The sequence below is a fragment of the Rhodococcus ruber genome (assembly GCF_016804345.1).
GTDB classification, from domain to species: Bacteria; Actinomycetota; Actinomycetes; order Mycobacteriales; family Mycobacteriaceae; genus Rhodococcus; species Rhodococcus ruber.
Map to the genome: position 1 here is coordinate 4,855,580 of NZ_CP044211.1, position 15,891 is coordinate 4,871,470.

Genomic DNA, 15,891 nt, shown 5'->3' on the forward strand with positions numbered 1-15,891 from the left:
TCCGGACATGAACACCGGGGACGCCGAGCTCGATCGCGCCATCTCGGACATCCTCACCGACATGCGCACCGCGACCACCGAACGCGCCACCGAGCTCGGCCGGCGCCTCGTCGTTCTCCTCGATCACAGAAAGGCCTTCGCGGAGAAGCGGTCCGCCGAGATCGGTGCACTTGCGTCAGGCATCGATCGTGCCGTCCATGCCCTGGACGATGCCGCCTCGAGTGCGGAACTCCTGCGACGCGCGTGCGAGCGTGTCGCCGAACTCTGCTCTGCGCGGAAGGTCCTCCTGTCTCGGCTCGAGGGAGATCGAATCGTTCCCGTGATCTCCTTCAGCACCGACCCCGGCACGTCGCCGTCGCTGCCCCCCGGGTTCGACCTCGTGCCGGGTTCGCCCGAAGCGCACGCGCTCGCGACGAACACGGTCACGGTGGACGAAGTGGTGGCCGAGTCGTTCCGAGATGCCCTGGGCGACAATGGTTTCTCTACCGCTCCGGTCGTCGTCGACGGGAAGGCAACTGCGCTCGTGCACGTCGACACAGTGCTGGACGGTCCACGACGCCACGCCCTGAGCGTGTTCGCGGAAATGCTCGGCGGCTGCTTCGAGCGGGTCGGCCTCGAATCGCGACGCGAACGCCAGGACCTTCTCCTCCGCGAGAGCGCCCGGCGGTGGGGCAGCGACACCGACTTCGACGCGCTGCTCCCACGCGACACGCCCGACAGCGCGCCGTCCCACACAGAACACGACGACGTGGACCGGCGCCTGCTCGATCCGCTCACCGAGCGCGAAGCGGACGTCGTTCGGCTGATCCTCACCGGCGCGTCGAACGCCGCGATCGCCGCCGAGCTGGTCATCACCGTTGACACGGTCAAGTCGCATGTGAAACGCATCCTCCGAAAACTGGGCGCTACCAACCGCGCCGAACTGATCGCGAAGTATCAGTCCACCCCGCGGTGACTCGGCGTCTCCGACACCGTGACTCGTCCAGGCGTGGTGGGCCCGGCGATGCAGGCCCACTGCGCCGCGTCGTCAGGCGTCCGAAGGTGGCACGGTCACCGTGATGGTGTCCACCTCGGGGGTCAGCACGAGCTGGCAGGCGAGGCGAGAGCACGGCTGGACGCCGTCGAGAAACTCGAGAAGATCCTGCTCCTCTGCCGTCGGCTGCCCGAACACCGCGGCGGAGTCCTCGTCCACGTACACGTGGCAGGTGGCGCACGAGCAGCTGCCGCCGCATTCGGCGACGATGCCGGGAAGGTTGTTGCGTACCGATCCGTCCATAACGCTCTGGCCGGCCGGGACGTCGACGGACGACGTCGAGCCGTCCGGAAGCTGGTACACGACAGTGGGCATGGCGATCTCCTTCAGGTTCGACCGGTGAACATCTGCGCGGCCGCCTCGCGGGGCCGAGTGCCGTACCCGGAAGGTGCGGCGCGTTCTCCATGTCCACATTGTGTCGCCGGTCACTCGGCGTACGCATCACCACATCGACCGATTACCCCCCTCCCCGAGGGTGAAAGTTGCGGCCGGACCGGCACGGGGCAGCGGGGGTGACCGGGCACACATCCCCCGTTAGGTGGACAACTTTCGTTCGCTGGTGTGATGCCCCTCACTCTAACGGCTGACAGGCTGAACTCACTCCAGTCAGCGTGAGCGCCGCAACGTACGGCGCTACATCTCACCGCACCACGAAGATCTCACTGCACCACGAAGGGGAATCGATGAGCACTACAGAGCAGGTCACGGAGCTGATCCCGGACACCGTCGCCCGTCAGATCGTCCTTCCCGAAGGACACCGGGACAACGACGCGTTGTTCGACGCCTACCGTTGGCTGCGCGAGAACAACCCGCTCGGCCGCGCCGTGGTCGAGGGGTACGACCCGCTGTGGCTGGTGAGCAAGCACGCCGACATCATGGAAATCGAGCGCCAGCCCGACATCTTCACGAGCGCGGGCGGCGAGGACAAGGGGTCCGTCAACCCGATCCTGGCGAACCAGGCCGGCGACGAGTTCACCAAGAGCATCAACAACGGCAGTCTCCGCATCCTGGAGACCCTCACCTACCTCGATCCGCCGGAGCACACCGAGATCAAGGACATCGCGATCGACTGGTTCCGGCCGACCAACCTCGCAAAGTGGGAAGCCACCATCCGTGACCTCGCCAAGGCGTCCGTCGCCCGACTCCTCGATACGGACGGCCGGATCGACTTCGTCAAGGACTTCGCCCTGAACTACCCGCTGCACGTCATCATGAGCCTGTTCGGGGTGCCGGAAGAGGACGAGCCCCGCATGATGGCCCTGACACAGGAGTTCTTCGGGACGGCCGACCCCGACGCCGTCCGTGAGGATGTCGAACCGCTCACCCCGGACGCCGCCGCCAAGCAGTGGGTGGCCACGATCCAGGACTTCTACGCGTACTTCGAACGGCTGCTCCAGGATCGCCGCGCCAACCCCAAAGACGACCTCGCGACGATCATCTCCCTGGCCCGCGACAAGGACGGTGAGTACTACCCGAACGAGATGGCCTACGGCTGGTTCATCGCCATCGCGACCGCGGGCCACGACACCACCTCGAGCACCCTCGCAGGCGGCGTGCTCGAGCTCGGCCGCCACCCGGACCAGCTCGCCAAGGTGAAGGCCGATCTGGCGCTCGCTCCGCACCTCGTGAACGAGTCGCTGCGCTGGGCCTCGCCGGTGAAGCACTTCATGCGTCAGGCGACGCAGGACTACACGCTGCGCGGCCGCGACATCAAGAAGGGCGACCGCTTCATGCTGCTGTACCAGTCGGGCAACCGCGACGCGGAGGTCATCCCCGACCCCGATCGCTTCGACATCACCCGCCGGCCCAACAAGCACATCGCCTTCGGCTACGGCCCGCACATGTGCATCGGCCAGCACCTGGCGAAACTGGAACTGCGCATCATGTTCGAAGAACTGCTCCCCCACATCGAGTCCCTCGAGCTGGTGGACGACACGAAGATGATCCAGACCAACTTCGTCGGTGGACTCAAGAACATGCCCGTCAAGATCGAGTTCACCGGGTAACACGATGCTCACGCCACACCCGTCACCCACCGTGGTGATCGTCGGGGCCGGGCATGCCGGCGGCACACTCGCCGGCATGCTGCGGCAACAGAAGTTCGACGGCCGCATCGTCCTGTGCGGGGAGGAAGCACATCCGCCGTATCACCGGCCGCCGCTGTCGAAGAAGTACGCCGACGACGAGTTCGTGCAATGGCTCAAGCCGGATTCCTTCTACGCCGACAACGCCATCGAGACCCGGCTGGGCGATCCGGTCGTGCACATCGACCGGGACGCGCGAACCGCGACGACATCATCCGGCGAGATCCTCCAGTACACGACGCTCGTCCTCGCCACCGGCGCCACACCGCGGACACTGACACTCCCCGGAAGCGACCTCGACGGTGTCCTGAGCCTGCGCACCCTCGCCGACGCCACACAACTGCGCGCGGCGGTCCACACCGGCTCCTCCCTGGCCATCGTCGGCGGCGGGTACGTCGGACTCGAGGTCGCAGCCTCGGCCCGCGCCCGCGGCTGCGAAGTCACAGTCGTCGAGCGTGAGGATCGGGTGCTGGCGCGGGTCGCCAGCCCGGAGCTGTCGGCCGTCCTCACCCGGTTCCACCGCGACCGCGGCACGCGCATCATCACGGGAGCCGAGGTCCGGGAGATCACCGGGACAGCCGGTCGAGTCGGTGGAGTCACCCTCACCGACGGCACCCACATCGCCTGCGACCTGGTGCTGGCCGGCGTCGGAGCGATCCCCAACGACGCACTGGCCCGGGAAGCGGGCATCGAATGCCTCACCGGGATCGTGGTGGACGGTTCGGCGCGCACCGGCGATCCGCATGTCCTCGCCATCGGGGACGTGACCTACCGCCTGCACGACACCCTGGGCAAGATGGTGCGACTGGAGAGCATTCCCAGCGCGGTAGAGCAGGCGAAGCAAGCGGCAGCCGTCATCACGGACGCACCACTGCCGCCCCACGAGGTGCCGTGGTTCTGGTCGGATCAGTTCGACCTGAAAATGAAAATGGCCGGAATGGTCGATCCCGACACCCGGGCAGTCCTGCGCGGAGATCCGTCCGAGTCCTCCTTCGCCCTGTTCCACCTCGACAGTGACGGCGTGCCGGTCGCCGTCGAGACCGTCAACGCCGCAGCCGAATTCATGGCCGGCAAACGCTTCATCGGTAACCGCACCAAGCTCGATCCCACCGCACTCGCCGATCCCGTGACCTCGTTGCGGGACGCCGTTCTGTAGACCCTTTCGATTTCCGCCGGCCTTACCGGGTCGGCCCACAAGACATGGAGTACGTGACGATGGAAGCACTCGCAGCAGTCGCGAGAGAGCCGCACGCCGAGTTCACCCTCGAGCCGATCATCATCGAGGGACCGAGGGCCGGTGAGGTGCTCGTCGAGATCGAGGCCGTCGGCATCTGCCACACCGACCTCGCCGCCCGCGACGGCGCCCTCCCGACCGCGCTGCCCGCCGTCCTCGGCCACGAAGGATGCGGCATCGTCCGGGAAGTCGGCTCCGGCGTCACCAAGGTGACACCCGGCGACCGTGTGGGCATCACCTTCCACAGCTGTGGGACCTGCCCGTCGTGCACCACGGGGGCACCCTCCTACTGCCACCAGTTCATGCACCTCGCCTACGACGGGGTGCGCGAGGACGGCACCGGCCCGCTGTCCACCACCGACGGCGAGCGCCTCACCGGCCTGTTCTTCGGACAGTCCTCCTTCGCCACCCACAGCCTCGCCTTCGAACGCAATGTCGTGAAGGTTCCCCACGACCTCCCGGCCGAACTCCTCGCCCCCCTCGGCTGCGGCATCCAGACCGGTGCCGGCGCGGTGATGCGCTCCCTGAACTGCCGGCCCGGCTCCGCGGTCCTGGTCGCCGGCGCCGGCTCGGTCGGCCTGGCCGCCGTCATGGGCGCCGTCGTGCAGGGCTGCACCACCATCATCGCCGTCGAACCCCACCGGTCCCGGCGCGACCTCGCCCTCGAACTCGGCGCCACCCACGTCGTCGATCCGGCCGCCGGTCCCCTCGTCGAGCAGGTCCGTGCCATCGTCCCGGCCGGTGTCGACTACGCGATCGACACCTCCGGCGTCCCGGCCGTGATCGAGTCGCTCGTCGGCGCCATGACCTTCCACGGCAAGATCGGCCTCATCGGCGTGCCCGCCGACCCGGCGGCCTCGGTGCCGCTGAACATCATCAACTCCCTCGCCATGGGACTGACGATCACCGGGATCATCGAAGGCGACAGTGTTCCCGACGAGTTCATCCCCGAACTGGTCGAGCTCTACAAGGCGGGCAGGTTCCCGCTCGACAAGCTCGTCACCACCTTCCCCTTCGCGAAGATCAACGACGCGATCGCGGCCCAGCACCGGGGCGAGGTGCTCAAACCCGTGCTCGTGCAGGACTGACCACCCCACCCCGACACACTTCCCGAGAAGGACACCCCGATGACGATCGACTACACCGAGCTCTACATCCGCGGCGGATGGGTACGACCGTCCGGCGATGCCACGATCCCGGTCATCTCCCCGAGCACCGAACAGCGGATCGGCTCGGTCCCGGACGGTACCGAGTCCGACCTCGACGATGCGATCGACGCCGCCCGCGCAGCATTCACCGGCCCGGACGGCTGGGCGTCCTGGAGCGCCGCCCGGCGCGCCGAAGTCCTGGGCCGCTTCGCCGACGAACTCGACGCCCGCGCCGAGGACACCGCAACCCGGGTGAGCAGCCAGAACGGCATGCCCATCGGCCTGGCCCGGCAGTTCGAGGGCGGCTTCCCGCCCCTCCTGCTGCGCTACTACGCCGAGATGGCGGCCCAGCAGGAGGACGAGATCCGTCCCGGCATGCTGGGGGGAGCGACCCTCGTCACCCGCGCCCCCATCGGCGTGGTGGGCGCGATCGTGCCGTGGAACGTCCCCCAGGCCATCACGTTCCTCAAACTCGCTCCGGCGCTCGCCGCCGGCTGCACCGTGGTCCTCAAGCCGTCCCCGGAGACGGTGCTCGACGCCTTCCTGATGGCCGAAGCAGCGATCGCGGCGGGCCTGCCCGCCGGTGTGCTCAACATCGTCCCGGGCGGCCGCGAACTCGGCGCCTACCTGGTGGCGCACCCGGGCATCGACAAGGTCTCGTTCACCGGCTCCACCGCCGCCGGCCGGGCCATCGGCCGCACCTGCGGTGAACTGCTGCGCCCGGTCACCCTCGAACTCGGCGGCAAGTCCGCCGCCGTGATCCTCGACGACGCCGACCTCGCCGCGAACGTCGAATCCTTCTACGCGGCGACCCTGCTCAACAACGGCCAGATCTGCTGGCTCGGCACCCGCGTCCTGGCGCCGCGCTCCCGCTACGACGAGATCGTCGACACCATCACCGATCTCGCCAAGGGCATCGCGGTCGGCGACCCGCTCTCCGACACGACCCAGATGGGACCGCTGGTCTCGGCCCGCCAACGCGACCGCGTCGAAGGCTACATCGAGAAGGGCAAGTCGGACGGCGGACGCATCACCACCGGCGGCAAGCGTCCCGCCGGGGCAGAGCACGGCTGGTTCGTCGAGCCCACCATCTTCGCCGACGTCCAGACCGGGCACACCATCGCGCAGGAGGAGATCTTCGGCCCGGTGCTGTCGGTCATCCCCTACACCGACGAGGCCGAGGCCGTGGCCATCGCCAACCACTCGGACTACGGCCTCGGCGGTTCGGTCTGGACCGCAGACCCCGACCGCGGTACCCGGTTCGCCCGCAACATCGCCAGCGGCACCGTCGGCATCAACGGCTACGCCAACGATCCCACCGCCCCCTTCGGCGGCATCAAGAACAGCGGACTCGGACGGGAACTCGGACCCGAAGGACTGGCAAGCTACCAACAACTCAAGAGCATCTACCTCGACATGCGATGACCCCGGCGTGGGTGCGGCCGCATGCACGTGCATGCGGCCGCACCCACGGCGGTAGGTGTCAGGAAAGGAAACACAATGACGAAAGATGAAGTCGCGCTGCTCGACTTCGCGGTGCAGTGGGCACCTTACGGCGGCGGCGACGAGCATATCCTTCCCGAGTTCGGACTCGTCCCCACCGACTTCTACCACCGATTGCGGTGTCTCCTCGACGCGCGACCGAAGATCGACGCCGGGACCCGGCGCCGTCTGAAGAACCTCTGCACACGCAAACTCGGCTATCCACCAGTCGTCCAGCAGAAGCCGATGTCGCGCAGCCGACGACGGTGACATGCACGGTGGATCCGATACGGGACAGCCACATCAGCCCGAGGGGTGGTACGGGCTCTCCAGCAATCGGTCCAGGTGGAGACCCGTTGCGGGACTGAGAGCGTGGGCGCCGTGCCCCTGCGCGAGGCGGTGTAGAAGGGCGCGGACGGCCGACCCCGCATCCAGCAAGGGCTGCACAATCCTCACCCCGGCGCATTGCTCGAGCAACGGAAGGACCACGCGCACCGCCTCACGGTCCGACCCGGCAGTGGCGAGGCACTCGGTCAGCAACACGCGCGCATAGAGGGATGCTCTCGGCCGCTGGGTGGCGTCGATCGACTCTGCAAGCACTCGAGCCCTGTCACAGGCTTGCTTCCGGGCGCCGGCCGAGCCGGCAACAAGGAGCCGGACGACCGATTCCTCCGCGATCTCGGTGGTGACCCGAGTGATACCGTCCAGCGGTCCTTGCGGGAGCTGCCGAGGAAAGCTGTCCGGGCTGAAATGCCCGGATCCGATTCCCAGGCGAATGCGCTCGTTCACGAGGTGCGCCGCCAGGCGCGGAAGTTGCAGGGTGCGTGCCAGCTGTTCGCCTTCGTTCAATCGCTCGGCAGCGGCGTCGTACCTGCCGAGCCGGTGCTTCAGGCGCGCACCGACGACGTAGGTGGACAGCATGAAATCGACCGTTCCGCCTTCTGCCCCGAGACTGTAGCTCTGGTCGAGGAATCGCTCCGCCTCGGCCAGGTTCCCCTGTTCGTACAGCAGGTCTCCGAGAAGGGCCCCGGTGAGCCGGGAGCCGTAGGACAGTTCCTCTCCTCGCTCGATTGCCAGCTGCATGGCGTGGCGGAAACTGGCCTCGGCGCCGTCGAGATCGAGTTGTTCTCTTGCGGCCAGCCCGTCGAGGCAGTACCCGTAGATGACGCTGAAGGGCCCGGAAGACCGCCGATGGTATGGACGTACCCATTGCTGCCAACGCCGGGCGTCGGCGAAGTCGAACCGATGGATCGAGCGAAACGACGCGACGTCAGCGGTGCCGCACACGACCCAGGGGCGGAGCCGGTCGGAACGGGCACTGCAGGCCTCGACCGCCGCATCCATCCCGTCGAGCCGGTCGTCGAAGGCGTTGACCGTGGCCTGGATGAGCGCTGCTTCGGCTCGGATGTCAGCTTCGTCGGCACTTGCCGACGGCAGAGTTGCCGCGATGTTGCCGAGCGCCTCGGCAGCGGCAGCGCGATGATGCAGGATGGCGTGCGCCCAGGCCAGCGCGGTCTGCAGGCGCAGCCGACGCGCGCTGGATGTGCCGGGGAGCTTTGCGGCCAGCCCGAGCAGGGTACTCATCTGGGAGCGCTCGAGCAGCGGTATCGCCTCGTGTTCGACGGCATCGATCGCGTCGTCGTCGCTGCCGGCGGCGAGGAAGTGATCCACAGCCGGGCTGAGTAGATGCTGTTCGAGAAACCACCGGGCGGCAGTGTGATGCAAACCGATCAGGCGTTCCGGATCGTCACGCTCGAGCCGGCGGCGTAGGAATTCGGCGAACAGGTGGTGGTAGCGAAACCACTGCCCGTCCTCGTCGAGACGCGTCAGGAACAGGTTCCGCGCCTCGATGTCTTCGAGCACCGTCTGGGTATGCCCCCGGCCGGTCAAGGCGGTGGCCAGGGCAGCGCACGTGCGCTCGGTGATCGACGTGGCAAGCAGGAAGTCGAGCAGATCCGGCTCGAGGGTGTCGAGGACGTTCTCGGCGAGGTATTCGCCGATAACCCGGTGCCGGCCGGACAGGTGCCGGATCGCCGCACGCGGATCGCGGTGTTCGCGCAGGGCCAACGAGGCCAATTGCAGCGCCGCCACCCACCCGTCGGTCGATTCCTCCAGATCGACGACCTCCTCGTCCTCGAGTTGCAGATCCGTGGCGCCGGTGAGTAGTTCCCGGGACTCGTCGAGGTCGAATCGCAATGCGGCCGAGTCGATTTCGATCAACTCGTTGCGCACCCGCAGGCCGCTCAGCGGCAGACCCTGCCGGGTCCGGCTGGTGACGACCAGCTGCAGGTGGTGGCAGCCGTGTTCGAGCAGGAACCGGGCGATGGCTCGGCTCGCAGGGTTGGTCACCCGGTGCCAGTCGTCCAGGACCACCGCGATGTGCTGTCCACCCGTGTGCGCCCGGTTGATCAGCGTCGTCAGCACGAACCGCTCGGCACCCTCCCCGTGCCCTTCCAGCGCCCGGGTCAGCTCGGTGCCCAACCCGGGCAGGGTCACCGTGATCGCATCGACGAGATGAGCGAGAAACCACGCCGGGGTGTTGTCGTCCTCGTCGATGGTCAACCAGGCGGTCGTACCCCCGGTGCGCTCGAGCATCTGCACGTACTGGGTGGCCAGGGTGGTCTTGCCGTATCCGGCCGGACCATGAATCAAGATCAACCGGGGTCGGGTTCCGGTCCCGAGTCTGCCGAGCAGCCGGGCGCGCGGCACCATCGCGTGCGCCGTGACCGGGGGGCGGTACTTGGTGGTCACGGCGGGCGGAGGGACGGGCCCGGACGCCCCGGCCGACGGATCGAGGCGCAGGTACGCCGCGGTGCCCGCAGGTTCACGCTTTTCCCGCTGCGGTGAGCTTTCCTCGTCCCACGCCAGCGGCAGCGGCAGGTCGGCAACGAGGTATCCCAGATCCGTTCCGGCCCGGCGCAACGCCTCCCCCAGCGCCGCCGCCGTCCCGAAGCGGTGGGCAGGGGCGCGGGCCATCGCCTGCTCGATCACCACCCGGACGCCCTCCGGGACATCCTTCTCGCGCAGGTCGGGGATCGGGTCGGTGCTGATCCGTAGCACCTGCGCCACCAGTTCCTCACCCCGGCGGCGAGCGAAGGCCGGTCGACCGGCCAGGGCGGTGAACAAGGTCGCGCCGAGCCCGTAGACGTCCGAGGCGACCGATGGAGGGTGCCCGTGCAACACCTCCGGCGCGGTGTAGGCGGGAGAACCCACTATGAGACCCCGGGTGGTGTCCTGCCGGTCCGACAGTCGGGCGATCCCGAAATCGGCGAGTTGCGGTTCGCCGTACTCGGAAATCAGGATGTTCGCCGGTTTGACGTCACGGTGCAGCACCCCGGCCCGATGTGCCGTCTCGAGGGCTCCGGCCAGTTTGATGCCTATGTCGACAACTTCGGCGGTCGTGCGGGGCCCGCGTCGGGTGATCCACGCTTCGAGCGAGTCGCGGCGGTGGAACGGCATCACAATGTAGGGACGCCCGGTATGGGTGACGCCGGCCTCGAGCACGTGCACGATGTTCGGATGCCCCGACAGCCGGCCCATCGCCTGCTGCTCACGCAGGAAGCGGGTGCGGTCGACCTCATCGGGGCTCGAGCTCAAGACCTTGATCGCCACTACCCGGTCCAGGGCAGGTTGACGGCAACGGTAGATGATGCCGAACCCGCCGCGGCCCAGCACCCGAGGCTCGTCGAATCCGACAGCAGCCAGCTCGTTCGCTATCTCTGCCTCGAACTGGCTCGGGGGATGCTCGACGGCTTCGTCGGACACGGTTCGTCCTCACCGACTGTTACGCCACTGACTGTCTCCGGTTGGATCATGGTTACTCATGGCTCTACCTGGGGTTGGTTCCTCATTCTAGCCCTACCAGCACAGACTGAGGCGGGAGTCGAGGCCGGCGAGAGTAGCGGGAGTCCGAGCAGGCCGGTCCCGCACTCATGGCGCCACATCTCACGTGTCTTCCGGCATGTGCGCCCGGCGCGCGATGGTGGCGGCCACCCCGGTTGCTCCCGCCCGGACCGAGGAGGCGTGGAGCTCGGGCCCGAATCGGTCGACGGCACCTGTGATGCTGAGCGCGGCGATCGCGCGGTTGTCGAATTCCAGCACGGGAGAAGCGATTTCGGTGTGCCACAGAATCATCGATGAAAGCATGCCGCCCGGCTCGAGTCCGGTCACAGCGGGCACCGGGCATCGGAAGACCGGACTCGGCGATCCCCGGTTCCTGGAGCGGGAGCCGGGACCGCAGGGCACCCCGCCCTGGCACTCGCGTCGGATTCCTCGACGCCGGAAGGAGTTACCCCGCCCGAAGGTAGCGGGAGACCGCCTCAGCTCGGTTGGCGGCACCGAGTTTGCGCAGAATGTGCCTCACGTGGGCCTTGACGGTGGCCTCCGAGATGAACAGCCGGTTCGCGATGCGGGCATTCGAGTCACCCTCGGCCATGTGCGCAAGGACCTCGAGCTCCCGCCGGGTCAGCAGGTCCACATTCCCCGCAGGGTGGCCGGACTGCATCGGGTGGCGATATCCCGGAAGCGCAACGACCGAATCGTTCGCCGGCTCTTCGTTGGAACCGATCATTTCGTCGAGCATGTCCGGCGAGGCATCCATGACGGCGGTGACCTGCTGCCGGATCGTCCGGAGGCGTTCCTGGTAGTAGAGACGTTCCAGGGCATAGCCGAGACATTCCGAGAACGTGCGGACAAGCGTCCGATCGAACTCGCCGACCTCCCGCCCGTCGCTCGGGCTGTCGGCGTGGACGAAGCCGAACACTCCGGAGCCGACCATGATGGGAGCGGCGACGTAGGAGGACGTGCTTGTGACCTGCTTGAAGCCCGGGTCCACGCGGTCGTCGGCCTGCGCCCGGGGGACCAGCACCGGAGAACGGCGCCGCACGATCTCGCTTTCGATGAGCCGGTGGCCCAGGGTTCTGCTGCGACTGCCGACCGCAAGGATCTCGGCAGCGAGCGCCGAATCGTTCCGCACGTAGCACGACTTCGCCACCCAGCGGTTGCCCTCGACGCGGGACAACATGCACCGCTGATACCCCAGCTCGCCGACATGGGTCGGGGCGAACCGGACGAGGTCGGCTACCGACCCGACGGTCCGCAGCGCATCGAGCGCCCGCCCGACTCCGGCGATCGCCTCCGATCGCTGCGCCAGCTCGGCTTGGCGCAACATCACCCGCGCGTGACCGACCTGCTGAGACAACGCGAGCAGACGTGCGATCTCCGCGCCTGGCGCTGTTTCACCGAGCCTGCGCGTGAGGGCCTTCTCGACGACCTCGAGGGCGATATCTGCCTCGTCGAGGTCGGCCGCAGTGCGCGGATCCGCCGGGGCGCCCCGTCCCAGGAGCTCGTGGGCAAGTGCCAGCACGCCCCGGGCCCGCTCCAACTCCTCGCCGACACTCCCGACAGGGCGTAGCGCAGGCGAAGAAGCGCGGCCGGCCGCGGTCGACCCGAAAGGCATCGTCGGTACCACGTATTCGGTGCTCCTTCCCGGCCATATTGCCAGAGCAGATAAGAGAAACGTTAGCAAATCATGCATGCATGTCTCAATACTCCGGGTTTTCTGAAGGAATCCGATCGGCGTAGTTCGTTCGGGCCCGGACTGGTGGCGTTTCTCGCTCGCCCGCGCCGACCGCGCTCAGGAGCCCGTCCGCCGATCCACTCGACCGCGGGGTGAGACATGGATGCATGTTTTCGAATCTTCCTCCTGTCCGTCGAACGATAGGCGTGGCGACGCGCTCGTCCCCCCTTCGGCGCAGGTGGTCGTCGAGGCCGAGTCAGCCGTTGGGATGAGAAACGTGCGCCCAGGGAGTGATGTGCATCACCCCGCCCGGGATCGAAGATTATCGGGACTCGAGTGATCGGCGTCACGCAACGGACGGCCGGACCGCGACGTCTCCGCGACATTGCTGCCACCCATCGGAGGAAAACTGTGACCACCATCGAGGCCATCACGGGTCCCACCCGACCCGTACCGGACGAAATCGCCCGCCGGATCGTTCTTCCCGAAGGCCACCGAGACGAAACGGCCCTGTTCGCGGCCTACAAATGGCTGCGGGAGAACAACCCGCTCCCCCAGGTACACGTCGAAGGTTACGACCCGCTGTGGCTGGTGACCAAACACGCCGACATTCTGGAGATCGAGCGCCGGCCGGAACTCTTCTGCAACGGCGGAGGGTCCGCACCCGGCACCCACAATCCCATCCTGACCAACCAGGCCGGCGACGCGTTCACCAAGAGCCTCACCGGCGGAAGCCTGCGCATCCTCGACGCCCTGCCCTATCTCGATCCGCCGGAGCACACCGCGGTCAAGGACGTCGCGAGCGACTGGTTCCGGCCCGCCAACCTCAAGCGCTGGGAGGATCGCATCCGGACGCTGGCCACGGAGGCGATCGCACGGAGGCTGCGCCCCGGAATGAACGAATTCGATCTCGTCAAGGATTTCGCGATCTTCTACCCGCTGCACGTCGTCATGACCCTTTTCGGCGTTCCCGAAGAGGACGAGCCGCGCATGATGGCTCTGACCCAGGAGTTCTTCGGTACGTCCGATCCGGACGAGGTCCGCGCCGACGTCGAACCCCTCAGCCCGGAGGCCGCGGCCAAGCAGTGGGCCGCCGCCATCGCCGACTTCTTCGCGTACTTCGACGTGCTGGTGGAGGATCGCCGCGCCAATCCGCGCGAGGACCTCGCCTCGATCATCGCCAACGCGCGGCAGGCCGACGGCGAGTACTGGCCCAAGCAGTTCGCCTACAGCTGGTTCGTGACGATCGCGACCGCCGGACACGACACGACCACCTCCACCCTGGCCGGCACCCTCGAAGCACTCGCCCACCACCCCGATCAGCTCGCCGCGGTCCAGCAGGACCCCACCCTCATCGGAGACCTGATCAACGAGGGCCTGCGCTGGTGCTCCCCGGTGAAACACTTCATGCGCCAGGCCACCGAGGACTACGAGCTGCGCGGTCGACACATCAAGGCCGGCGACCGGCTGATGCTGCTCTACCAGTCCGGCAACCGCGACACCGACGTCTTCGACACCCCGGACGAATTCCGCATCACCCGTAAGCCCAACCGGCACATGGCCTTCGGCTACGGCCCCCACATGTGCACCGGCCAGCACCTGGCCAAGCAGGAGTTGCGGATCATGTTCGAGGAGTTGCTGCCGCGCATCCGCTCGATCGAGATCACCGGGGAACGCAAGGTGACCCAGACCAACTTCGTCGGCGGGCTGAAGAGCCTGCCGGTCCGGCTGGAGCTCGCATGACCACCGCTGCCCCTGCCGCCGACCGGAGCGTGGTGGTCGTCGGTGCCGGACATGCCGCGGCCTCACTCGTGGGCCTGCTCCGGCAGGAGGGGCACACCGGCAGGATCACGATGCTCGGTGAGGAACTGGACTACCCGTACCACAGGCCGCCGCTGTCGAAGAAGTTCGCCGAGGGGGACCTCGAGCAGTGGCTGCGCCCCCCGGAGTTCTACCGCGAGCAGGATGTCACGGTACGCCTCGGGGAACAGGTCACCGCGATCGACCGCGAGGCCGGCCGGGTCGTCACGACCTCCGGCGAGCGGATCGGGTACGACGTGCTGGTCCTGGCCACCGGCTCCCGCCCCCGCCCCCTGCCGGTCGCGGGCGCGAACCTGGCCGGGGTCGGCGCACTTCGGACCCTCGGCGACGCCCGGGCCCTGCGCAAGTGGGTCGCGGAAGACCGCACACTCGCCATCATCGGCGGCGGCTACATCGGCCTCGAAGTCGCGGCAGTAGTTCGCTCCGCCGGCGCGGACGCGGTGATCCTCGAACGCGAGGACCGGGTGCTGGCCCGGGTCGCGAGCCCCGACCTGTCGACGATCCTCACCGCGCGGCACACCGCGCAGGGCACGGCCGTGCGGACCGGTGTCGGGGTCGTCGGGCTCGAGGGCACCGAGGGGCAGGTGCAACGCGTCGTCCTCGACGACGGGGAGACGATCGACTGCACCGCGGCGCTGGTCGGGATCGGCGCCCTGCCGTGCGACGAGTTGGCCGCAGCCTGCGACCTCGAGCGCGGACCGGCCGGCGGCATCGTCGTCGACGAGTTCGCTCGCACAAGCGATCCCGCGATACTCGCCATCGGCGACGTGACCTGCCGGCGTGTGCCCGGACTCGACGGCATCGGGCGACTCGAGAGCATCCCGAGCGCGACGGAGCAGGCCCGGCAGGCGGTAGCCGCGATCCTGGGCACACCGTCGCCGCAGCCCGAGACGCCATGGTTCTGGTCCGACCAGTTCGATCTGAAGCTGAAGATCGCCGGCGTCGTGCGGCCTGGGGCCGACGTCGTCCGCCGCGGGAACCCCGAGTCGGGCCGCTTCGCTCTCTTCCACCTGCGCGACGGAATCCCCGTCGCGGTCGAGTCCGCGAATGCCGCACCGGAATTCATGGCCGGAAAGAAGTGGATCGGCGCCGGCACACCTGTCGATCCCGGTCGATTGGCCGATCCCGGCGTCGCCCTGCGCGACGCCGTCCGCTGACGTCATCGCGCCGGCCTGCGGCACACCCACCCACCCGCACGACCCGAGGAACACCATGCCCAAGATCACCTATCTCGTCCCCGACGGGACCGCTCACATCGTCGATGTCCCAGTGGGACAGAGCATCATGGACGGATCGGTTCGCAACAACCTGCCCGGCATCGTCGCCGAGTGCGGCGGCAGCTGCTCCTGTGCGACCTGCCACGTACACGTCGACCCCGAGTACGCCGAGCTGTTCGATGCGGCCACCGACGAAGAACGCGACCTGCTCGAGTACGCCGAGGACGTCGGCGAGCGGTCCCGGCTGTCATGCCAATTGATCGTCAACGCCGCGTGCGAGGGCGCCCGAGTGGTCGTGCCCGATTCCAACGGCTGATCCGGCGCCGGACCCCGCCTGCGGGTCCATCCCCTTCC

The 15,891-nt window shown here is 67.9% G+C and carries 13 protein-coding genes; 9 read left to right on the top strand and 4 right to left on the bottom strand.

Annotated features, from left to right (window positions below):
- Positions 1–7 precede the first annotated feature (7 nt).
- Positions 8–955, top strand: coding sequence for a helix-turn-helix transcriptional regulator (locus F1734_RS22190; RefSeq protein ID WP_010593391.1), 948 nt, complete (start codon positions 8–10; stop codon positions 953–955).
- A 72-nt stretch (positions 956–1,027) separates the two neighbouring features.
- On the opposite strand, the gene F1734_RS22195 is transcribed toward F1734_RS22190, so the two are convergent.
- Positions 1,028–1,348 carry a 2Fe-2S iron-sulfur cluster-binding protein gene (locus F1734_RS22195; RefSeq protein WP_010593392.1) on the bottom strand — a complete coding sequence of 107 codons (321 nt, stop codon included), beginning with the start codon at positions 1,346–1,348 and terminating at the stop codon, positions 1,028–1,030.
- 368 nt (positions 1,349–1,716) lie between these two features.
- Here F1734_RS22195 and F1734_RS22200 point away from each other — a divergent pair, with 368 nt between their 5' ends.
- The 5 genes from F1734_RS22200 to F1734_RS22220 all read left to right on the top strand — a co-directional run bounded on the left by F1734_RS22200 (position 1,717) and on the right by F1734_RS22220 (position 7,251).
- Positions 1,717–3,039, top strand: coding sequence for a cytochrome P450 (locus tag F1734_RS22200; RefSeq protein WP_203011074.1), 1,323 nt, complete (start codon positions 1,717–1,719; stop codon positions 3,037–3,039).
- A 4-nt stretch (positions 3,040–3,043) separates the two neighbouring features.
- On the top strand, positions 3,044–4,273 hold the full coding sequence (locus tag F1734_RS22205; protein ID WP_203011075.1) for an NAD(P)/FAD-dependent oxidoreductase: 1,230 nt from the start codon (positions 3,044–3,046) through the stop codon (positions 4,271–4,273).
- Positions 4,274–4,332: 59 nt separating this feature from the next.
- Complete coding sequence (locus F1734_RS22210) at positions 4,333–5,439, top strand: NAD(P)-dependent alcohol dehydrogenase (protein ID WP_203011076.1); 1,107 nt, start codon at positions 4,333–4,335, stop codon at positions 5,437–5,439.
- 39 nt (positions 5,440–5,478) lie between these two features.
- Positions 5,479–6,924: an aldehyde dehydrogenase gene (locus F1734_RS22215; protein ID WP_203011077.1), complete on the top strand. Its 1,446-nt coding sequence runs from the start codon at positions 5,479–5,481 to the stop codon at positions 6,922–6,924.
- Between the two features lie 75 nt (positions 6,925–6,999).
- Positions 7,000–7,251 carry a DUF3263 domain-containing protein gene (locus F1734_RS22220; protein WP_203011078.1) on the top strand — a complete coding sequence of 84 codons (252 nt, stop codon included), beginning with the start codon at positions 7,000–7,002 and terminating at the stop codon, positions 7,249–7,251.
- Between the two features lie 33 nt (positions 7,252–7,284).
- On the opposite strand, the gene F1734_RS22225 is transcribed toward F1734_RS22220, so the two are convergent.
- From F1734_RS22225 to F1734_RS22235, 3 genes are all read right to left on the bottom strand, one after another.
- Complete coding sequence (locus F1734_RS22225; RefSeq protein ID WP_238424014.1) at positions 7,285–10,746, bottom strand: serine/threonine-protein kinase; 3,462 nt, start codon at positions 10,744–10,746, stop codon at positions 7,285–7,287.
- Positions 10,747–10,926: 180 nt separating this feature from the next.
- Positions 10,927–11,151 (bottom strand): hypothetical protein, encoded by a 225-nt coding sequence (locus F1734_RS22230; protein WP_203011079.1) that lies wholly within the window; start codon positions 11,149–11,151, stop codon positions 10,927–10,929.
- 118 nt (positions 11,152–11,269) lie between these two features.
- Entirely contained in the window at positions 11,270–12,451 is a 1,182-nt protein-coding gene (locus F1734_RS22235) for a LuxR C-terminal-related transcriptional regulator (protein ID WP_238424015.1), read from the bottom strand.
- A 459-nt stretch (positions 12,452–12,910) separates the two neighbouring features.
- Here F1734_RS22235 and F1734_RS22240 point away from each other — a divergent pair, with 459 nt between their 5' ends.
- From F1734_RS22240 to F1734_RS22250, 3 genes are read left to right on the top strand one after another with little or no spacing between them, the layout of a single operon-like run.
- Positions 12,911–14,242 carry a cytochrome P450 gene (locus F1734_RS22240; protein WP_203011080.1) on the top strand — a complete coding sequence of 444 codons (1,332 nt, stop codon included), beginning with the start codon at positions 12,911–12,913 and terminating at the stop codon, positions 14,240–14,242.
- A complete protein-coding gene (locus F1734_RS22245; protein ID WP_203011081.1) occupies positions 14,239–15,477 on the top strand; it encodes an NAD(P)/FAD-dependent oxidoreductase in 1,239 nt (412 codons plus the stop codon). The genes F1734_RS22240 and F1734_RS22245 overlap by 4 nt, the downstream gene beginning before the upstream one ends.
- 55 nt (positions 15,478–15,532) lie before the next feature.
- Positions 15,533–15,853 carry a 2Fe-2S iron-sulfur cluster-binding protein gene (locus F1734_RS22250; protein WP_203011082.1) on the top strand — a complete coding sequence of 107 codons (321 nt, stop codon included), beginning with the start codon at positions 15,533–15,535 and terminating at the stop codon, positions 15,851–15,853.
- Positions 15,854–15,891: the final 38 nt, after the last annotated feature.

What these genes read in the sequence shown, in the direction of transcription:
- F1734_RS22190 (WP_010593391.1), top strand. Translation starts at nt 8, where the DNA reads ATGAACACCGGGGACGCCGAGCTCGATCGCGCCATCTCGGACATCCTC.
- F1734_RS22195 (WP_010593392.1), bottom strand. Translation starts at nt 1,348, where the DNA reads ATGCCCACTGTCGTGTACCAGCTTCCGGACGGCTCGACGTCGTCCGTC.
- F1734_RS22200 (WP_203011074.1), top strand. Translation starts at nt 1,717, where the DNA reads ATGAGCACTACAGAGCAGGTCACGGAGCTGATCCCGGACACCGTCGCC.
- F1734_RS22205 (WP_203011075.1), top strand. Translation starts at nt 3,044, where the DNA reads ATGCTCACGCCACACCCGTCACCCACCGTGGTGATCGTCGGGGCCGGG.
- F1734_RS22210 (WP_203011076.1), top strand. Translation starts at nt 4,333, where the DNA reads ATGGAAGCACTCGCAGCAGTCGCGAGAGAGCCGCACGCCGAGTTCACC.
- F1734_RS22215 (WP_203011077.1), top strand. Translation starts at nt 5,479, where the DNA reads ATGACGATCGACTACACCGAGCTCTACATCCGCGGCGGATGGGTACGA.
- F1734_RS22220 (WP_203011078.1), top strand. Translation starts at nt 7,000, where the DNA reads ATGACGAAAGATGAAGTCGCGCTGCTCGACTTCGCGGTGCAGTGGGCA.
- F1734_RS22245 (WP_203011081.1), top strand. Translation starts at nt 14,239, where the DNA reads ATGACCACCGCTGCCCCTGCCGCCGACCGGAGCGTGGTGGTCGTCGGT.
- F1734_RS22250 (WP_203011082.1), top strand. Translation starts at nt 15,533, where the DNA reads ATGCCCAAGATCACCTATCTCGTCCCCGACGGGACCGCTCACATCGTC.